This window comes from Listeria sp. ILCC792, from assembly GCF_900186135.1.
GTDB lineage: Bacteria > Bacillota > Bacilli > Lactobacillales > Listeriaceae > Listeria > Listeria goaensis.
Genome location: NZ_FYBO01000009.1, coordinates 1 through 17,485, shown reverse-complemented (window position 1 = coordinate 17,485; position 17,485 = coordinate 1). Strand labels below are relative to the sequence as shown.

Below are 17,485 nucleotides of genomic sequence, written 5' to 3'. Positions count from 1 at the left end.
ACCTTTTTCGGTCAAAAAAACCTTGCGTTCGATTCGGCGTGAACGCAAGGCTTTCAAATTTATTCTTCTACTGCTTCCATAGCATCTTTTGGCGTTCCAAAGAAATAAGTTAAAATGAAACCGCCAATGTAGGCTGAAAGTAGGCCGATGCAATATGCTCCCCACATATTATTTGCAATAAGTGGAATAAGCGCGACACCTGATGGTCCAATTGCGATGGCACCTACGTTACCAAACGCACCAATTACGGCACCGCCGATACCGCCGCCTAGACAGGCTGTAATGAACGGGCGTCCAAGTGGTACTGTTACCCCGTAGATAAGGGGTTCGCCAATTCCTAAAACTCCTACTGGTAATCCCCCTTTAATCATATTAACGAGAGGTTTATTTTTGCGGCAACGAATCCAAAGTGCAACGGATGCCCCAACTTGTCCGCCGCCTGCCATTGCAAGGATTGGAAGTAGCAATGTTGCACCTGTTTGAGCAATCATTTCAACATGAATCGGGGTTAACACTTGGTGAAGACCAAGCATGACCATTGGCAAGAACAATGTTCCTAGTACAAATCCGGCAAATACGCCGCCAACTTCGATTGTCCAATTGATACTAGATACTAATCCTTCTGAAATTAGCCCAGCAATTGGCATGATGACGAAGATTGTTATAAGACCAATAACGAGTAAGACGATGGTCGGTGTCACAATAATATCAATCGCATTCGGAATCACTTTACGCAATGCTTTTTCAAGTACACACATTAACCAGACGGCGAATAATACGCCGATAATTCCGCCTTGTCCTGCTACAACAGGGTCACCTGTGAAAATATTTGTAATGACATGACCTTCTGCAAGTCCCATGAGCATTGTCACACCAGCAATTCCCCCACCTAGAACGGGAGTACCGCCGAACTCGTTCGCTGTGTTTATCCCAACATAAATAGATAAGAATGCAAAAATACCTTTATTAATAACGCTTAAAATATCAACGTACTGTGTCCATGTGCCGGCATCTAAGTTCCCAGCGACAATGTTATTTGCTAGAATCGCGGCAATTCCGGCGATAAGTCCGGCACCGACAAAACCTGGAATTAGCGGTACAAAAATATTTGAAATCGATTTCAATAAACGTTTAAAACCAGACGTATTATTTTGTTTCGCTTTCATGTTCGCTTTTGTTGCGGCCGCTTTTTCTTCTACTAACTCTTTACCAGATTTTTTAGCGCCGTCTAAGTTTTCATTAATCATTTCGCCAATTTTAACACCGGCATCTTCGGCCATTGCGGCAGCCACTTTGTTAACGACTCCCGGCCCGACGATAATTTGAAGCGTGTCGTCTTCTACAACACCTAAAACGCCGGGTACTTTTTTCAAACCTTCGAGATTTACTTCTTCTGGATTTCTAATGCCTAAGCGAACACGCGTCATACAGTGCGCGATTCGCGATACATTGTCCATGCCACCTACATTTTCAAAAATCTTTTTACCAATTTCTGCTTCTTTTGACATCTGACTCACTCCCTAAATTGTTTTTCTTACAAAACCATTCGAAGCTACGAGTTTTTGTTCTGCATCTTCTTTGGTTGAGTTTGTTAGAAGCATGACAATCGCTGTTTTCACATGTTTATCTGCTCCTAAGTATACTTCACTTGCTTCCTCATACGTGCATTCCGTCGCTTCCATAATGATACGTTTCGAACGCTCTTCCAATTTTTCGTTCGTTGGCAATACGTCAACCATCAAGTTGCCGTAAACTTTCCCAACACCGACCATAGCAGCCGTTGAAATCATGTTTAAAATAAGCTTCTGCGCCGTCCCAGCTTTAAGTCGCGTCGAGCCTGTTAAAACTTCCGCACCCGGTACAACTTCTACCGCAATATCCGCATGTTTTGAAATCGCTGCGTCTTGATTACACGAAATCGCAGCAGTAACAGCCCCTACACTACGCGCATAATCGAGTCCCCCAATCACATACGGCGTTCTTCCGCTTGCAGCAATCCCAACAACGATATCATTTTTCGTAAGCGAAATCGCTTTCAAATCATCCTCGCCAAGTTGAATAGAATCTTCAGCACCTTCTACCGCTTCCACAAACGCTTTTTCGCCGCCAGCAATTAGTCCCACCACTTGCTCTTTCGGCACGCCAAACGTTGGCACACATTCTACAGCATCAAGTACACCTAGGCGTCCGCTCGTTCCAGCACCCATGTAAATTAGGCGACCACCAAGATTAAAACTATTAATGGTACCCCTTACAATTTTAGCAATCTGAGGCAAAGCTGGCTTAATACTCGCCGCCACTTTACTATCTTCTTCATTCATAATCGCCAAAACTTCATTTACATCAAGCTCATCTAAATTGAGCGTTTTCTCATTTCGTTTTTCTGTAGACAAATTTTCTAACATAGTATCACTCCTCACAAATTGATTATAATCGTTCTGAAATAAAATTTCAATACTTTATTTTATTTTTAAAACATGCATTTGAAATTTTGTTTCAAAACAAGTATACTGAACGTATTAGAACGGAGGGAAAATATGTTAGGAATTAGTATTTATTTACAAGATACCGAAAATATATCAGAATTTGTTACACAAGCACACACAAACGGCTTTTCGACAATTTTTAGCTCACTACATATCCCTGAGGAAAGCAAAATTGATTACCGAGAACGCCTGGCCGAACTTGGGAAACTCGCAAGTGCACACCAAATGAAGCTCATTTTAGACATTTCTGAAAACGCTTTACATAAAATTGGGCTGCAATTTGAAACCGCCGAACAAATTCGCGACTTTGGCGTCACTGGTTTGCGGATTGATTACGGAATCGGCGCACACCCCGTAGCCACCATGTCACACAAAATTGCCATTTACTTAAATGCCAGCACGATTGACCAAGATCTTTTGGACAAACTAAACGCACAAGGTGCCAACATGAAACAAATCGAAGCATTCCACAACTATTACCCGAAGCCTGAAACTGGTCTTAGCGATGCTTTTTTTCAAGAGAAAAATACGTTTTTGAAGAAAAATGGGATGAGGATTTCCGCTTTTGTACCCGGTGACGCGGCGAAACGCCACCCGCTTTTCGAAGGCTTGCCGACGCTTGAAAAGCACCGCTACAAGCCCCCATATGCGGCGACACTCGAACTATTCTCCCTTGGAATCGATGATGTTTACGTGGGCGACCCCGCGCTTGATTCGACCCATCTTGAATTTTGGCGTGAGCTTTCAAAGCACCAAACAGTGTCCCTCCTTGGCATCCTAGCTGACGAAGTCCCTGCCGAAATTCGTGCGCATTTAGAGCGCGGCGACCAAAACCGAATGGACGAGGCCCGCGATTTAATCCGCCTTGAAGAAAGCCGCATCTCCCTTAGCAATTTAGCCCCCGCACCGAAGAATACTTCCCCAAGAAAACGTGGCGCCATCACAATGGATAATCAAAACTACGGCCGTTACGCTGGTGAAATTGATATTGCCAAATTTGATTTACCTGCAAACGAAAAAATCAATGTAATCGGCCAAATTGACGACCATTACATTGATTGTTTACCATTTATTCAAGCAGGACGCAAAGTAAAATTACGTTTTAAATAGAAACAGTCATGAAGACTGATGACACGAGAACGAAGATTGCCGTTTGTCATCAGTCTCTGTTTCTATTTCTCAAAAACCATCTCCGCAAATTGTCCATACTGATGAAGGCCCACCAATTTAAAGCGCTTCACATCTTCATCTTGCGTAAATAATGGGATTCCTTTCCCAAGCAAAACTGGCGCTACTTGAACATACAATTTGTCAACCATATTTTCATTCAAAAGCGGCGCCAAAATGCTGTTTCCTCCGACAATCCAAACGTTTTTATCCGCCGGAAGCTGCCGCACAAAATCCGCCACATCACCCTCAACTTGCTGAAAACTTTTTAGAGCAAGTTCTTTTTCATGGGTAAAAACGTAATTTTGCGTTGGCGCATAAAGCGATTCAATGCCTGCAATACCCACAATTTCATCGTATGTCTTTTTCCCCATAATCATCATGTCCATTTGGCTATAAAACTCGGCGTAATTGGTTTCCTCCGGAGCACCCGTTTGATGCAGCCAGTCTAGGCGATTGTTTGCATCTGCCAAGTATCCGTCAAGCGAAACACAGCCGTAGAAATAAATGCTCATTCAATTCTCCTTTCGCGCAAAAGGCCCTTCTAATCCAGTTAAAAGGGTGTGCGCGTACTCGTTTTATTCCCGAAAGCGGTTTGTCGCTTCCCGTGATTTTTTGATATGCGTTATCATGTCCTCGTAGCGTTTTGAGGCAAAATAATAAAACAAAATGTCAACGACCAAAAGTTGCGCCTGTCTGGAGCTTGTCGCAGTGCTCCGTAGTTCGGCTTCTGGTGCGCGTGATGTTTCCAACACAAAATCCGCAATGGTTTTTAGTTTATTGTTGCCAAAACGTGTTAAACTGACGACTTTCAAGCCGCTTCGTTTCGCCTCCTTGGCAAGCTGTAAAACTTCTGATGTTTCTCCACTATTTGAGATCGCAATTAAAATACTATTCGGGTTGCCCGCAGAAAGTGCCATTGCTAGAACATGTGGGTCTTGTGATAAAAAGACATTTTTGCCAGCACGTAACCATTTTTGCGCAATATCTTCTGCAATGAGCCATGACGCCCCAACGCCGTACGCATAAATTGTTTCCGCTTGTTCCATCTCGGCGCAAACCCTAACAATTGCTTCCTCTCTCAATTGACTAGCCGTATCCTGTGTCGTTTGAATCATATTCGAAACCAGTTTTTCGCGTATCGAATCAAACGACTCATCTGGTTCAATATCATAATATCCTGCTTTTTTCGGCAACGCGAGTTCCATTGATAACTGCCGCTTGAGTTCCGGAAAACTATCCAAGTTAAGCGATTTAGAAAAGCGAATCACAGCCGCCGCACTTGCATTTGCCTTTTCAGCGAGGCTTTGCACAGAAGCTTTAACCGCAAAATTGGGATCCTCTAAAATCGTCCGCCCAATTTTCTGCTCCGAATTAGGTAGCGAGTCCAGTATGCCAGTAATAAGATTGATAATACTACCATTTGCCATAAAATCATTCTTCCCTACTATTTTTTCTTTGATTATAACATATTCGCTTATGATTCGTTACTCAGAACAAGTCTGGTCTACGTTAACCACCTTATTTTTATGCATTCAAAACCGCGAGCGGAATCGAAACGTTTCAAAATACGCTGTCGCTTTTATGACATATCTCTATATCTTGTTTTCGCACTCATTACATAACTCTATTTAGTTTCACTGCTTGCTAATTTTTGGCTTATTACATGAAGTTTCGGTACTTTTTATTGTAATGGCAGTTTTTTTATGTCTAAAAAAGAAGCACCTGACATTTTGATGAATCAAAATGTCAGGTGCTTTATTTGTTACTGGGATTTATGTTCCAGCCTTTTCTCTCGCACAACTTAACTACGTTTTCTCAAATAAACTGCAGCCAATAATGTAGCGATTGCACCTACTGCTACAGCGCCGCCTGTAGTGGTATCACCTGTTTTTGGCAAACTTTTCACAACAGGATCTTTTGCTTTAACTACGGTTTTAGCTGTTACAGTTTTTGTTACAGCCGGTTTATTTACTTCCTTCACTACCACACCAGTGCCAGTGTATCTATATTCTGCAACATCGCTGTATTCAAAAGTATGCATATCTACACTCATGATATAGATAGTTTGGTTTTTCTTTAATGGTGTTCCAAGATGCACATGGAAATTCCCATTCACATCAGCATAACTTGTGCCTAGAACCGTAACACTATCTTCAGCTATTACTCCGACATATGCGTAAGGACGAGTTTTTCCGTAAATATCACTTGCAGTTGATTTAATTGTATCCATCTTTGGAGCAGCATATGATGCTTCTTCACTAATATCTGAATTAAGATCAACAACATGATATGTCATCGTGACACGCGCTTCATTTCCAGCTGCATCACGAGCCACAATCACTGTATTGAACACCCCAACTTTAGATGTGTCAAGTGCCTCACGACCATCTGCAAAGAAGACTTCATAATCATCTGAATTGTCATTAACCAGAACAAAATCATCCGCATACCAGAAGTCATCACCTAACTCAAGATAAACATCTGCATCCATAAGCTCAATAGTAGGCTTTTGTGTATCTTGGACAACATAGTTTACTGTGATTTCTTCTGTTGTTGTACCATCTGTCGCAATAACGACAACTGATTTGTTTCCAATAGAAGAAACATTTGGTTTCACTTTAAAGCTAAGAGCTACACCATTTTCAGCTGTTACAAAATAACCCGGTGTTGTCGTCGCATTCACTTCAACTTTGACTCCAGACTTAGCTGTCGCAAGCGGTGTTGCTGTTAAATTCGCTGTGTTCGCTTCATCTGTTGTTTGTAGAGCTGGTTTTTCAGTTTTTGCTGTTTCTGATGGTGCTTCAATTACTTGTTCTTTCGTTACATCTTCTGTTCCCGTTTCTTCTGGATTGGATTGAATAACATCTGCTGGATTTTGCTCAGATACTTCTGTTAATACTTGATCAACTTCACCGTTTGAAGTATCCGTTTCACTTGCAAATGCTACTGTTGGTAATGCAAGACCTACTGATAAAGCTAAGACGCCATAACCTAGTTTTACACTTTTCTTCATAATCAATCTCCCTTTTATTTTATTGTGCTCATTAAAATAAAGTCTTCCCTTTGTTTCATTTTTATTTCAAATATACACATTTTTAGTATACCATGTAACTTTTATGAAACATATAGACAAATGGTGAATTTTTTATCTATTATTCAATGAAAAAGCTTTCAAAATATCGTTTTTATTCAGAAATAACAAAAAGGCGTAATCGCTTACGCCTTTCTCAATTTAGCCACGTTTTCTTAGGTAAATAGTGGCCAGTAATGTAGTTAATGCTCCAACTGCTATAATACCTCTTGAAGTATTGGCATCACCTGTTTTCGGTAAAATTTCTGTAGCATTATTAGCCGTTCCTTTTGTCATTTTATCAACCTTTACTTTTCCTACAATTGGTTTATTTGTTTGTTTTGGAGCTTCCAATTTTTCTGTATAGATATATTCTGTTACCTCGCTTTTTTGGTCATCAAAAAGGGTCATGCTGGAAACCTGAATCGCTTCATGATTTTTAAGTGGTTCCTTCAATTTAATATGAAAATTGCCATACTTATCAGCCCAAGCAGTTGCATCAAAGCCATTTTCGATTTTAAAGAATGCAACCACAAGCGCGTTCGGGACTGTTTGACCGTAAATATTAAGTGCATCTGATTTATCAAAATCAAAAATTGGGGCCCCGTAATACATTCCAAAGCGTGGTGTATCATCCCATACTTCATAATTCACTACAATTTCTTCTGTTGTAACGCCATCAGTTGCGATAATGGTAACGGACTTATTTCCAGTTGATGCGACGTCTGGCTCTGTTTTATAACTTAGTGAGACTCCACTTTTAACAGTTACGAAATCCAGTGGTGTAACGGGCGTATTAATTTCAATCTCCACATCTGTTTTAGCAGTAGCAAGTGGTTCTGTCACTTGTTTTGGCTGAACAACTTCTGTTTCTTCTGCGCTAGCCTCTTCATTTGTTGCCTGTACAGCTTGGTTTTCATCCGCCGCAAGGCTTTCTGAAATACTTTGAACAGATTCTTCTACAACTTGTTCGTTACCCGTATCACTCGCAAACGCTGACGTAGGTAACACCAATCCAATTGACAATACAAGAACTCCATAAACCAACTTCACACTTTTTCTCATTTCCTTCGCTCCTCCTTTGGGACTTTTATATTAAAAACAAAATTCTTTTATTTCTTTTTCATTACAAATATATTATATCACGCAACATTAAAGAAATATATAGATAAATTGTGTACGTTTTATCAATAACTAGCTTTAAAACGGACAAAAATGTCTCTTTTTTAAAATTTCCAATTAGAAAAACCCCTCAAAATCGATAATGCTGATTTTGAGGAGCTTCTTTTAATAGTCCTATGAAATTTATTTTTTAACCAATCGATAAACAAATTTCTCGATTTCTACGATAGCAAACACTCCAAAGCCGGCAAGTAAAGAAATTCCGAGTTGCGCGAGATTTAGTGACGTTGTTTCCATGATAGTGTGGAAAACGGGAACGTAAATCACAATAGCTTGAAGGACAAGTAAAATGCCGAGTGAGCCCCAAAGGACATTATTTTTTAGAATGCCGCCGTCAATTGGGAATTTCATTAGTTCGCGGCAATTTATCATGTAGAAGGCTTGACCAAATACGATAGTTTGGAGCAAGGTCGTCTGTATCGTGGCCGTATCGACGCCTGTTCCACGCAAGTAGGCTTCCACGGCAAAACCTAGGACTGCGATTAAAACGGAGACATAGGCGACGCGGATAATTGCATAGCTGTCTAGGATATTTTCTTTCGGGTCACGAGGCTTCCTTTTCATAAGGTCATTCGCGTATGGTTCGAAGCCTAGCGCAAAGGAAAGTGTAATGGTTGTCACCATGTTAAGCCATAAAATTTGAACGGATGTGAGCGGCAGTGGCATGTTGGCAAGTAGGGAAACAACAACGAGCAAGCCTTGCGCAAAAGCAGTTGGCAGCGCGAAATAAATCGTCTTTTTGAGGTTGTCGTAAACCCGACGCCCTTCTTTCACAGCTCCAACAATGGTCGCGAAATTATCGTCAGCAAGCACCATATCAGACGCGTCCTTCGTAACTTGCGTGCCTTTAATCCCCATCGCAATCCCGATATCTGCTTTTTTCAGCGCCGGCGCATCATTTACTCCGTCACCGGTCATGCCAACAATGTGACCGTTTTCTTGAATTGCCGTCACGAGGCGAAGTTTATGCTCTGGCGTCGTTCGCGCAAACACATCATGGTCCTCCACAACTTTGCGCAGCTCTGCGTCAGAAAGCCCTTCAATTTCACTTCCAACTAAAGCATTGTTATAGTTTTCAATGCCGATTTCCTCAGCAATCGCAATCGCAGTGTCTTTATGGTCGCCGGTAATCATTTTCACGCTAATTCCTGCTTCACGGCATACGCCAACTGCACGGATAGCTTCCTTCTTCGGCGGGTCAATAATACCGTATAATCCTGCAAAAATCATACCGTCTTGTAAGTCTTCGTGCGTCAGGTGTTCCTTCTCGCTTGAGACTTTCTTGTAGGCAGCCGCTAAAACACGTTGTCCTTTGCTAGCAAATTCGCTAATGCGACCATTCCAGTAGCCCAGATCAAGCGGCGTACTCGATTCGCCTTCCACTTGAAACTTCGCCAGATTTAAAATCACGTCTGGCGCGCCTTTCAAATAAATGTAGTTTTCACCTTCAATTGTAACAAGAACCGCCATATATTTATAAAGAGAATCAAACGGGATTTTGTAGAGCAAATGATTTTCCTGACTCAAATTAGCGCGATTTGCAAGCTCTAACAGCGCTCCTTCCGTCGGATTCCCAATCACTTCACGTTTTCCGTCATGATAGTCAATTTTCGTATCGTTACAATAAAGCGCAATCTCAACGAGCCGCCTAAACGCCAAGCTTTCATCACGCAGTTCAATCGGTTTTTCCGTATGGTCGCTCACTTCATCTTTTGTTATCACCGCAACGACGCTCATTTCATTTTTCGTCAGCGTCCCCGTTTTATCCGAACAAATGACGCTCATGCTACCAAGCGTTTCGACCGCAGGCATCTTTTTGATGATAGCCTTTTCTTTCGCCATACGTGTAACTCCGAGGGATAAAATAATTGAAAGAACAGCCGGCAAGCCCTCCGGCACCGCGGATACTGCTAGCGCGATTAGAGCCGACACTAGTTCATTCATGGAAAAATCATGATAGAAAATACTATAAAAAAGTAAAAATACAATCAGAGCCGATAAAATGTAGAAAACTTGCTTGTTAAGCTGTTTCATTTTTTTAATGAGCGGCGTTTCCGTATTTTCCATTTCCTTCAAATTACGACTGATTTTCCCGAGCTCCGTATTATCGCCCGTTTCCGTCACAATCCCTTTCCCAGAACCACTTCCAACAAGCGTGCCGGAAAACACCATGTTCAGACGGTCACCTAAATCCGCGTTGCGAGCGATAACATCACTATTTTTCGTGACCGGAGTTGATTCTCCAGTCAAAATCGCTTCTTCCACAACTAAATTGTACGCCTCAATAATACGTAAATCGGCTGGGATAATATCACCAGGGCCTAGCAAAACGACATCACCGGCAACTAAAGATTCAGCAGGAACGATTTCTTTTTGATTTTCCGAAAGAATAGTAGCTTCTTCACTCAACATATTCGTCAAACTATTTAGCGAGTTCGTCGCCTTCCGTTCCTGCGAGTAGCCGATAATCGCGTTAATAATCACGACGACGAAAATAATCACCATTTCAATGTACGAGCCAACGACGCCCTTCAAAACACCCGCGACAATCAGCACATAAATTAACAAATCATTGAAATGCTTCAAAAACTTTTTTAGTTCGCTGTCCTCTTTCCCTTTGCTTAAAATATTGGACCCATTTTCAGCGAGGCGCCTGCCGCGCTCCGAATTCGCAAGTCCCGCTTCATTTGCCCTCATTTTTTCAAAAATTTCACCAAGTGGCAATTTGTACCAATCCATTAAATTCCCTCCTCATAACCAGGCCACATTAACACCGTCATTTTAACTTGCCTCACCTTAAAATTCCCTAAAACAATGCGCACTAAACGCTGGTTCCGCCAATAAAAAAACTACCGAAATCGGTAGTTTTTAGGCTGTGTTAATTGGGGTTATTTTCTTCTGTGATGCGAGCGTAGGTTTTCAAGATAGCTTCTTTGTCAGAATATATTTGTGCATTTTCTATATTTGCTCTTTAAACCCATCACACCATATCCGGATTTTTAAACATCCGTCGCCATGTTTTTGTTAAGATGAAGAAGCAGACGGAAAAGGCGATGACGTCAGCAATTGGGAAGGCGTACCAGACGCCCATTAGCCCGAAGAATTGGGGCAAAATAAGCAGTAGTGGGACAAGGCAAATGATTTGGCGCATAAGAGAAATAACAAATGAAATGCGCGCTTGACCTAGCGCCTGATAGAGTCCACCGCACACAATTTGAAAGCCAATTGTTGGGGCGGCAAGAAGCATGAGCCGCAGGGCATTCGTTCCCTCCGAAATCATCTCTGGTTCACTTGAAAAAATGCGCACGAGTTCACTTGGGAAAAGTTCCACGATGCCCCACGCGATGAGCGATAACAACGTTGCAACAATTATGCCCAGTTTTACGGCGCGGATAACGCGGTCAAGTTGGCGCGATCCGTAGTTGAAGCCGACGATGGGTTGCATGCCTTGTGTGATACCGTTTATCGGCATGATGACGAAGCTCGCAATTCGGTTGGCGACACCATAAACCGCAATCGCCAGTGTTCCGCCGAAAAGTTGCAACATCCAATTCACGGCGATGGTCACAACGCTCCCCGCGGACATCATGATGAAAGACGGGAAGCCAATTGCCATAATGCGCAGACTCAGTTTGCCGTCCAGACGGAATTTAAAACCGCTAAGAGATAACGTGCTTTTTCCGGATAAAAAGTAGATGAAGAGCCAAACCGCGCCTACGGCTTGGGCAATGACTGTTGCGAGCGCGGAACCGCGCACCCCCATGCCTAATCCCATAATGAAAACCGGATTTAAAATCATATTTAGCACCGCTGAAATAATCATCGTCAGCATCGCCGTTTTGGCATTTCCTTCCGAGCGAACAATGTTGTTCATCGCCATCGCGAACGTCTGAAAAGCCGCGCCTAGTAAAATGAGTGATAGAAAGTCCTTTGTCATGCCGTGGATTTCTGCCGGTGCACCAAAAATCGTAATTAGCGGGTCAATAAAAATAAAGGTAACAATGGCAATAAAAATACTCGACAAAATGACCAACCAAATGACTTGATGGAAAATTTGATTCGCCCGAACTTGTTCGCCCGCGCCTAGCGACCGCGAAATAATCGAGGCTCCCCCGATACCGAACATCGCCGCCATAGCCATTAAAATCATCTGCACTGGGAAGGCAATCGAAAGCGCCGCAACACCGTCTGAGCCAACGCCATATGAAACAAAAATCGTATCAACAATGTTGTACATGCCCATCACAAACATGCCCACAAAAGCAGGAATCGAAAGGCGTGCCATCAGGGAGCCAATTCCCTCTACACCAAGCCGTTTACTTTGTTCTTTCATTCTTTAAACTCCCTTCCGCAAAACGCGTTGCATTGTCCGCCATCTGCACAAGGAGACGCAACACATCATCTTTTTCTTTTTTCGAGAAGCCTTGGGTTAAAATATCGCTCCACGTATCCGTCACTTCCGCAATCAAGTCTTTCATGCTGTGACCTTTTTCCGTCAAAAAAACACGTTGCATTCGCTTATCGCGGGCGTCACATTCGCGCCGAATCACACCTAGTTTCTCAAGCTGTTTAATGTGCCGCGTTACATTCGCCTTATCCGTCATAAACCGTTGCCGCAGTTGCTCTTGTGACATCCCGTCTTCCTGATATAGCGTCCATAAATAGCGGAGCTGCGAAACGCGGAGACCCGTTTCCTCCAGTTTCGCCTCTTTGTACGTGTGCTCAGCTCGGTGAATGATTGACATCGATTTCGTTACAATTTCGTGGTTTCCCCCCAATTGAAGCCGCTCCTTACATTCTGAAAATTAAATACCAGCCTAATTAGCGTATCAAAAATTAGTTGACTGGTCAACTAATTTTGCGGTTGACTTGTCGCACGCAATTTGTCACAATAAAATTAAAAACACGTGGGGGCAATCGCTTTGAACATCTACCAGTTAAAGGAAAAATTCCCAAGTTTACAAGTATCCAAAAAACCAATTTCAACTGATGAAACCGTCTTATCTTTCTTTGAAGAGCCTTATTATTTTACTATTGCCAAACATGAAGTGGCAGAAAATGATGCGGCCTTTTTAAATCTGCTTTTTGATGCACCCAAACCGGCTTTTAAGTCGGCGGAAAGTCAACTTTGGTATGACCTTTTATTCACCCAAAAAGCGGTGCCGCTAACCGAAAGTTCTTCGCGCTATCGCTTCGTTCAATTCCACATTCGGAAAGAAACTTACACAAAAAAAGAATTTTCCGAGTGGAAAAAAGCCTTACTTAGTTTTTTCAACAAAAAAGCAGAAATGATCGAACTTGGCACGTACGGTGTCATCGCTGAGAAAATTGAAGGCTCAATCTTAGGTGAGGACGAACTTGCGGCTGTTGCGACGACGCTGGAAGCCGATTTTTATTTCCCTGTACATTTTTTCGTCGGCCTGTTCCACAAAAAACATTTGTCCATGCGCGATGCCTTTAACGAAGAGCGCCGCCTATTCGATTTGCAAGACAAGGCGCTTGTCCAAACGGTTGAATCAGCTAGCTTGAAACATTTTGCGCGCCCACTTCTTTCGAGCACTCTTTCCGCAGAACTAAACGCTGCCTTTGAAAAAGACGACTCGCTGCTCCCATTGATTGCCACCCTATTTGAAAACCAAGGAAACATCAGCATGACGGCTAAAGCCCTTTTCATGCACCGCAACACGATTCAATATCGCATTGACAAATTCCACGAGCAAACCAATTTATCACTCCGCAAATCAGACGGCTTACTTTACGCGTATTTAAGCAGTTTAACCACGACAAAAGTTGCTGAAAAGTGAATGTGGGGATAAAAAAGAGAAACATTTCCTGTTTTAGGACTTGTTTCTCTTTTTTAGTCATTGTGACAATTAAATCAATGCCCCCTGCTATACGAATCCATCAACTATTACATAAAACGTCTTTAAATTCTTCGATTTTCATAATCCTCCCATAATCATCATCCACATAAATATCATTCAAAAAATTCTTTTGTGAAAAAATTTCCTTTAGTAATGAGACTGAAGAATAGGTTAGTATAATAAAATGTGGGTGACTATAGGGAATATTTTTCTTTTCCTCCTCTTCATACTCTTCCAATAGATTTTCAACATAATCATAAAAAATATGTTCTTCTCCAAAGTCTACAACTATTCTATTTCTATCTACATCCGCCATTTTATTCTTCTTATCATATTTAATCGCCTTTACTACCTCAAGATTAAAGTTCTCATCGCCAATTAAAATAATCCATTGCATGTTTTTAACTCCTCTTAAAAACTACTTTTTTACCAGGTTTAGACGTCCACATACTTTACACTCCCATAATCATACAGAGTTCACAGATAAGCATGAGCTCGCATACAGGCAAAGTAAGGAAGAACTTTTAACTGTCTTAGATGACATTTTCGAGAATTATTTGGATGATATTAATAAAGAGGACAGCTAATACAAGCTACCCTCTTTTATTTGTTCAAATTTTATTCACCATCCAGAATCTCTTTTTCAAGCTTATAAACATCTATTCTACCAGGTTTAAAAAAATATAGACGTCCACATACTTTACACTCCCATACCGGTGTGGAAAAAACTAATCCATCTACAAATTCTTCTACAGTTTTTAAATCTTTCTCTAGCAGCTCATAATATTTTTCATCTGGACAAATTCCATACGTTGTACACGTTGAGGAATCTTCATCATGCATCAAGTTACTACAACTACATCTAACTTTCATCTTCTTCGCTCCTTATTTTATAAACATAATTTTTTTCATGATGTCTTCTCCATACCTGCCAGTTAATCTCGCATTTATTTCTTTCATTTGTGCAGGTGTAAAATCAGCTTTAGAGATGTCGTAAATTATGTTTCCTGAATTATCTAACTGGTCTAATGCTTTTCCAACTTTTGTGACAAGAGTATTAATATTTTTCCCATTAAGCGTTTTTAGTTCGTGTGGTACCCCGTCCACTAAAAAGTCGTAAGTTTTCTGCACATTTGGTTGTTCAGGTATAAGTTTGACGTTCCTACCTTCATCCACCAATCCTTGTACCACTCTTTGTTCGTCTTTTGTAAGTGATTCAAAAGTTTTTAGAGAAGTATCAATCTTCCCTTTTGTTTTTGTAGCCCCATTACCTCCCTTGGAAATGGAGCAGATTAAATAACCATCGTTCCACTTTTTAGTTTAACATAACATGCTCTTTTTTATTTCTATAGGAGCAGCTTGTTCTACAGCACATTGAAAACTCCTTAACCATTGTTGTTTGGTAAGTTTTTGTCCATTAGCATTTATTTCAAAAGATTTAGGGATTGTAGTTCCTTCTCTTGGAAGTTGTGTGCTTTTAATATCATCCCAAATTATACCTGTTAGACCCACTGGCTTTCTAAGGTCTAAAAACCAAGTTATAAAAGTAGAAAAAGAAACGAAAAAACTGAATCGCTTCTTTTTCAATATTAAATTTCTGTACAACAGATAGAGTTATCTTTTGTTAGCTATTGGCAACTTGATTCGTGAGCGTATACTCTCTGTCATTCATTTAACTGGCAATCAAGTGATAGGGTTGCAAAAACTATATGTCTAAACTGCTCTTAACTTGTTTTAATAGCTCTATTAATTCACCTTCTCCTGAATTTTTTTCTATTTCAGTTTTTACATTCTCTTCTAAATAACTATAAAAATTTTTGAAGTCTAAATATGCTATTTGGTCTACTTCAACAGCTGGATAGCCTAATTCAACTAAAACATGTTTATCATCTAGTGGTTTAGGTAATTGAGCCATATCGTAGTCATCTAAGTCATTTTTAAAAGAAACAAAAACTATTTCTTGCCCATATCCTTTTTTATTTGCAAAACATTCTAATGCTGTTTTCAAATAGTTACCATTAATGAAGTTGAAATAGGTTGATACTATTCTATCAATATCAGTTTTATTGCCAACAATTTGATAACCTTCACTCATTTGTTTTCCTCCTAAATTATTATAGTTCAATTAATCAAGAATAGGGAAAAAAGTTTGCTATTTCACCAGCTTCATCCAAATCCCCTCTGAATTTCAAACCATTCGATGCTGTTCCTTCAACAAGTCTTCCATTAATTTCCCCATTTTGCATTGCTTCTTGTCCCCACTTATATATTTTCTCGTCACTAATTTTAGCAGAATCATAAATTGTTTTTGGATCCTTAATATTTTTATACGACACTGGCTCTATGACCTTGCCCGCCATATCTTTTCTAGGTATTTTATATTCAACTTCATAAATGCCATCAATAGTTGGGTGTGGTTTTTTGGAAACAATCAAGTCTTCGGGATTAAACCCTTGATTTTTTAATGCCTTATTGAAGTCATCCATATTATGACCTCCGACAATACCTTTTTTAGTATTGACCGCTTCTACTTTTGACATGGATATTCAGTTAGCTCAAGATAGGAATAAAAAACGAGAAACTTTTCCTGTGTTAGGATTTGTTTCTCGTTTTTTCATGGTTCATAACATTGTTCAATCTATTACAAACTAATTACCTCAATCTCTTCTTAAACAAATCACGTACTACAATCGATTGAATTCCAATTATTTATTGTATCTGTCACGGTTTCTTCCATTTTCTCCGTTAACTCCTTCTAATCCACTCTAAAACTTCTTTCTTCCTAATTTTTCAAGTTTATTAATTGCATATCCTCATCTTCAGCAGGTTCATAACCAAATAATATCGAGGTATAGTGAATATTCTGTTTAACTAAATCCAACTTTTCAGATAGAAGTCGTACTTTTTCATCACTTGTTTTTTCGTCAGTTCCCCAATCATCTTCTGAAAAATTCAATGTCAAATCCCCATAAACTTCATCAAAAGAAATAACAATAATAGATTTCTTTACAACAACACCTAAATCAAGTTCCTTAATCAAAATATTACAGGTTCCTTGATTTTTAAAATAATCACTAAAACTAGAAATATCTTGGTATTCTTTATCTTCTCCATTTATAAAAAAATGCGAGGACTCAATATTTTTTTTGTTAAAGGACATCCAATTGAAAATTCCCTCTATATCTGACACTCTAATATATCCAAAAATTAATTCTAAATCTTCCATTTTATAATACATCTCCTGTTATTGTTTTTTTCAATCTATAAAACCTTTGAATGAGCCATCCATATTTAACCTCACGCCACGTCCATCAAGTAATTGTTTTTCTAAAAATGAAATCCCTTTTTCCGTTTTGACAACTTTAAAATCTCCAGGAGCATTTAATATTTCCTCCAAATGCTTCATAGCATCTTTATTTATTTCTTCAGAATTCCCCTTTACTTTCCCCCAAATATCTGGATTTCTACCGGCATGTTTCTGTAATGCATGCCCAGCAACGGTTTCTCCACCTTTTTTAGGAGCTTCAGCCGTTTCTTTTACTTTAGTTTTTGAAGCCTTCTTAGCCCCACTACCACCCTTATACGTCTTACTCCCACGAGCTATCGCAGCGCCTAGGCCTACGCCTGATAATGCCGACATAATGCCGGATTCGGCTAGTTGGCCTTCCCAGTCCTCCACATACGCAGAAGCTTGTAAGATGCTCCCTGCCGCG

The 17,485-nt window shown here is 40.4% G+C and carries 19 protein-coding genes; 2 read left to right on the top strand and 17 right to left on the bottom strand.

The features are described 5' to 3' along the window. Window positions 1-59: 59 nt before the first annotated feature. Complete coding sequence (locus CFS60_RS10030) at window positions 60-1,508, bottom strand: PTS transporter subunit EIIC (protein ID WP_088825838.1); 1,449 nt, start codon at window positions 1,506-1,508, stop codon at window positions 60-62. A gap of 12 nt (window positions 1,509-1,520) precedes the next feature. After that, on the bottom strand, window positions 1,521-2,405 hold the full coding sequence (gene murQ / locus CFS60_RS10025; RefSeq protein WP_088810825.1) for an N-acetylmuramic acid 6-phosphate etherase: 885 nt from the start codon (window positions 2,403-2,405) through the stop codon (window positions 1,521-1,523). Between the two features lie 132 nt (window positions 2,406-2,537). Here murQ and CFS60_RS10020 point away from each other — a divergent pair, with 132 nt between their 5' ends. Further along, complete coding sequence (locus CFS60_RS10020; RefSeq protein WP_088825839.1) at window positions 2,538-3,596, top strand: DUF871 domain-containing protein; 1,059 nt, start codon at window positions 2,538-2,540, stop codon at window positions 3,594-3,596. A gap of 62 nt (window positions 3,597-3,658) precedes the next feature. On the opposite strand, the gene CFS60_RS10015 is transcribed toward CFS60_RS10020, so the two are convergent. The 7 genes from CFS60_RS10015 to CFS60_RS09985 form a co-directional block, all read right to left on the bottom strand. Beyond that, window positions 3,659-4,168 (bottom strand): dihydrofolate reductase family protein, encoded by a 510-nt coding sequence (locus CFS60_RS10015; protein WP_088839203.1) that lies wholly within the window; start codon window positions 4,166-4,168, stop codon window positions 3,659-3,661. 63 nt (window positions 4,169-4,231) lie between these two features. Continuing rightward, window positions 4,232-5,083 (bottom strand): MurR/RpiR family transcriptional regulator, encoded by an 852-nt coding sequence (locus CFS60_RS10010; RefSeq protein WP_088810828.1) that lies wholly within the window; start codon window positions 5,081-5,083, stop codon window positions 4,232-4,234. A 374-nt stretch (window positions 5,084-5,457) separates the two neighbouring features. Beyond that, window positions 5,458-6,669 (bottom strand): LPXTG cell wall anchor domain-containing protein, encoded by a 1,212-nt coding sequence (locus CFS60_RS10005; protein ID WP_088810829.1) that lies wholly within the window; start codon window positions 6,667-6,669, stop codon window positions 5,458-5,460. A gap of 219 nt (window positions 6,670-6,888) precedes the next feature. Then, window positions 6,889-7,752 carry an LPXTG cell wall anchor domain-containing protein gene (locus tag CFS60_RS10000; RefSeq protein WP_159457905.1) on the bottom strand — a complete coding sequence of 288 codons (864 nt, stop codon included), beginning with the start codon at window positions 7,750-7,752 and terminating at the stop codon, window positions 6,889-6,891. 279 nt (window positions 7,753-8,031) lie between these two features. Beyond that, window positions 8,032-10,647: an HAD-IC family P-type ATPase gene (locus CFS60_RS09995; protein WP_088825840.1), complete on the bottom strand. Its 2,616-nt coding sequence runs from the start codon at window positions 10,645-10,647 to the stop codon at window positions 8,032-8,034. A gap of 241 nt (window positions 10,648-10,888) precedes the next feature. Further along, on the bottom strand, window positions 10,889-12,241 hold the full coding sequence (locus CFS60_RS09990; protein WP_088810832.1) for an MATE family efflux transporter: 1,353 nt from the start codon (window positions 12,239-12,241) through the stop codon (window positions 10,889-10,891). Then, window positions 12,225-12,653: a MarR family winged helix-turn-helix transcriptional regulator gene (locus CFS60_RS09985; protein ID WP_179946391.1), complete on the bottom strand. Its 429-nt coding sequence runs from the start codon at window positions 12,651-12,653 to the stop codon at window positions 12,225-12,227. Before CFS60_RS09985 ends, CFS60_RS09990 begins: the two co-directional genes overlap by 17 nt. A 177-nt stretch (window positions 12,654-12,830) precedes the next feature. Between CFS60_RS09985 and CFS60_RS09980 the strand changes: the two genes are divergently transcribed. Then, complete coding sequence (locus tag CFS60_RS09980; RefSeq protein WP_088810834.1) at window positions 12,831-13,712, top strand: CdaR family transcriptional regulator; 882 nt, start codon at window positions 12,831-12,833, stop codon at window positions 13,710-13,712. Window positions 13,713-13,812: 100 nt separating this feature from the next. On the opposite strand, the gene CFS60_RS09975 is transcribed toward CFS60_RS09980, so the two are convergent. The 8 genes from CFS60_RS09975 to CFS60_RS09940 all read right to left on the bottom strand — a co-directional run bounded on the left by CFS60_RS09975 (window position 13,813) and on the right by CFS60_RS09940 (window position 17,472). Beyond that, window positions 13,813-14,169: a hypothetical protein gene (locus CFS60_RS09975; RefSeq protein WP_088815964.1), complete on the bottom strand. Its 357-nt coding sequence runs from the start codon at window positions 14,167-14,169 to the stop codon at window positions 13,813-13,815. 221 nt (window positions 14,170-14,390) lie between these two features. Next, the gene (locus CFS60_RS09970) at window positions 14,391-14,645 is read right to left on the bottom strand and encodes a hypothetical protein (protein WP_088825841.1); all 255 of its coding nucleotides are present in this window, start codon (window positions 14,643-14,645) and stop codon (window positions 14,391-14,393) included. Between the two features lie 12 nt (window positions 14,646-14,657). Further along, entirely contained in the window at window positions 14,658-14,948 is a 291-nt protein-coding gene (locus CFS60_RS09965) for a hypothetical protein (RefSeq protein WP_244169955.1), read from the bottom strand. A 144-nt stretch (window positions 14,949-15,092) separates the two neighbouring features. After that, window positions 15,093-15,359, bottom strand: coding sequence for a hypothetical protein (locus tag CFS60_RS13935; RefSeq protein ID WP_088839200.1), 267 nt, complete (start codon window positions 15,357-15,359; stop codon window positions 15,093-15,095). Between the two features lie 118 nt (window positions 15,360-15,477). Further along, window positions 15,478-15,867, bottom strand: a complete 390-nt coding sequence (locus CFS60_RS09955; RefSeq protein ID WP_088839198.1) for a hypothetical protein — start codon at window positions 15,865-15,867, stop codon at window positions 15,478-15,480. A 34-nt stretch (window positions 15,868-15,901) separates the two neighbouring features. Further along, complete coding sequence (locus tag CFS60_RS09950; protein WP_088815969.1) at window positions 15,902-16,312, bottom strand: CdiA family toxin C-terminal domain-containing protein; 411 nt, start codon at window positions 16,310-16,312, stop codon at window positions 15,902-15,904. Window positions 16,313-16,554: 242 nt separating this feature from the next. Beyond that, complete coding sequence (locus CFS60_RS09945) at window positions 16,555-16,998, bottom strand: hypothetical protein (protein WP_088815970.1); 444 nt, start codon at window positions 16,996-16,998, stop codon at window positions 16,555-16,557. Between the two features lie 30 nt (window positions 16,999-17,028). After that, entirely contained in the window at window positions 17,029-17,472 is a 444-nt protein-coding gene (locus CFS60_RS09940; protein ID WP_255387564.1) for a hypothetical protein, read from the bottom strand. Window positions 17,473-17,485: the final 13 nt, after the last annotated feature.

Bases quoted from the DNA above. Each gene is read 5' to 3' on its own strand.
- CFS60_RS10030 (WP_088825838.1), bottom strand. From the start codon at position 1,508: ATGTCAAAAGAAGCAGAAATTGGTAAAAAGATTTTTGAAAATGTAGGT.
- murQ (WP_088810825.1), bottom strand. From the start codon at position 2,405: ATGTTAGAAAATTTGTCTACAGAAAAACGAAATGAGAAAACGCTCAAT.
- CFS60_RS10020 (WP_088825839.1), top strand. From the start codon at position 2,538: ATGTTAGGAATTAGTATTTATTTACAAGATACCGAAAATATATCAGAA.
- CFS60_RS10015 (WP_088839203.1), bottom strand. From the start codon at position 4,168: ATGAGCATTTATTTCTACGGCTGTGTTTCGCTTGACGGATACTTGGCA.
- CFS60_RS10010 (WP_088810828.1), bottom strand. From the start codon at position 5,083: ATGGCAAATGGTAGTATTATCAATCTTATTACTGGCATACTGGACTCG.
- CFS60_RS10005 (WP_088810829.1), bottom strand. From the start codon at position 6,669: ATGAAGAAAAGTGTAAAACTAGGTTATGGCGTCTTAGCTTTATCAGTA.
- CFS60_RS09995 (WP_088825840.1), bottom strand. From the start codon at position 10,647: ATGGATTGGTACAAATTGCCACTTGGTGAAATTTTTGAAAAAATGAGG.
- CFS60_RS09990 (WP_088810832.1), bottom strand. From the start codon at position 12,241: ATGAAAGAACAAAGTAAACGGCTTGGTGTAGAGGGAATTGGCTCCCTG.
- CFS60_RS09985 (WP_179946391.1), bottom strand. From the start codon at position 12,653: ATGTCAATCATTCACCGAGCTGAGCACACGTACAAAGAGGCGAAACTG.
- CFS60_RS09975 (WP_088815964.1), bottom strand. From the start codon at position 14,169: ATGCAATGGATTATTTTAATTGGCGATGAGAACTTTAATCTTGAGGTA.
- CFS60_RS09970 (WP_088825841.1), bottom strand. From the start codon at position 14,645: ATGAAAGTTAGATGTAGTTGTAGTAACTTGATGCATGATGAAGATTCC.
- CFS60_RS09955 (WP_088839198.1), bottom strand. From the start codon at position 15,867: ATGAGTGAAGGTTATCAAATTGTTGGCAATAAAACTGATATTGATAGA.
- CFS60_RS09950 (WP_088815969.1), bottom strand. From the start codon at position 16,312: ATGTCAAAAGTAGAAGCGGTCAATACTAAAAAAGGTATTGTCGGAGGT.
- CFS60_RS09945 (WP_088815970.1), bottom strand. From the start codon at position 16,998: ATGGAAGATTTAGAATTAATTTTTGGATATATTAGAGTGTCAGATATA.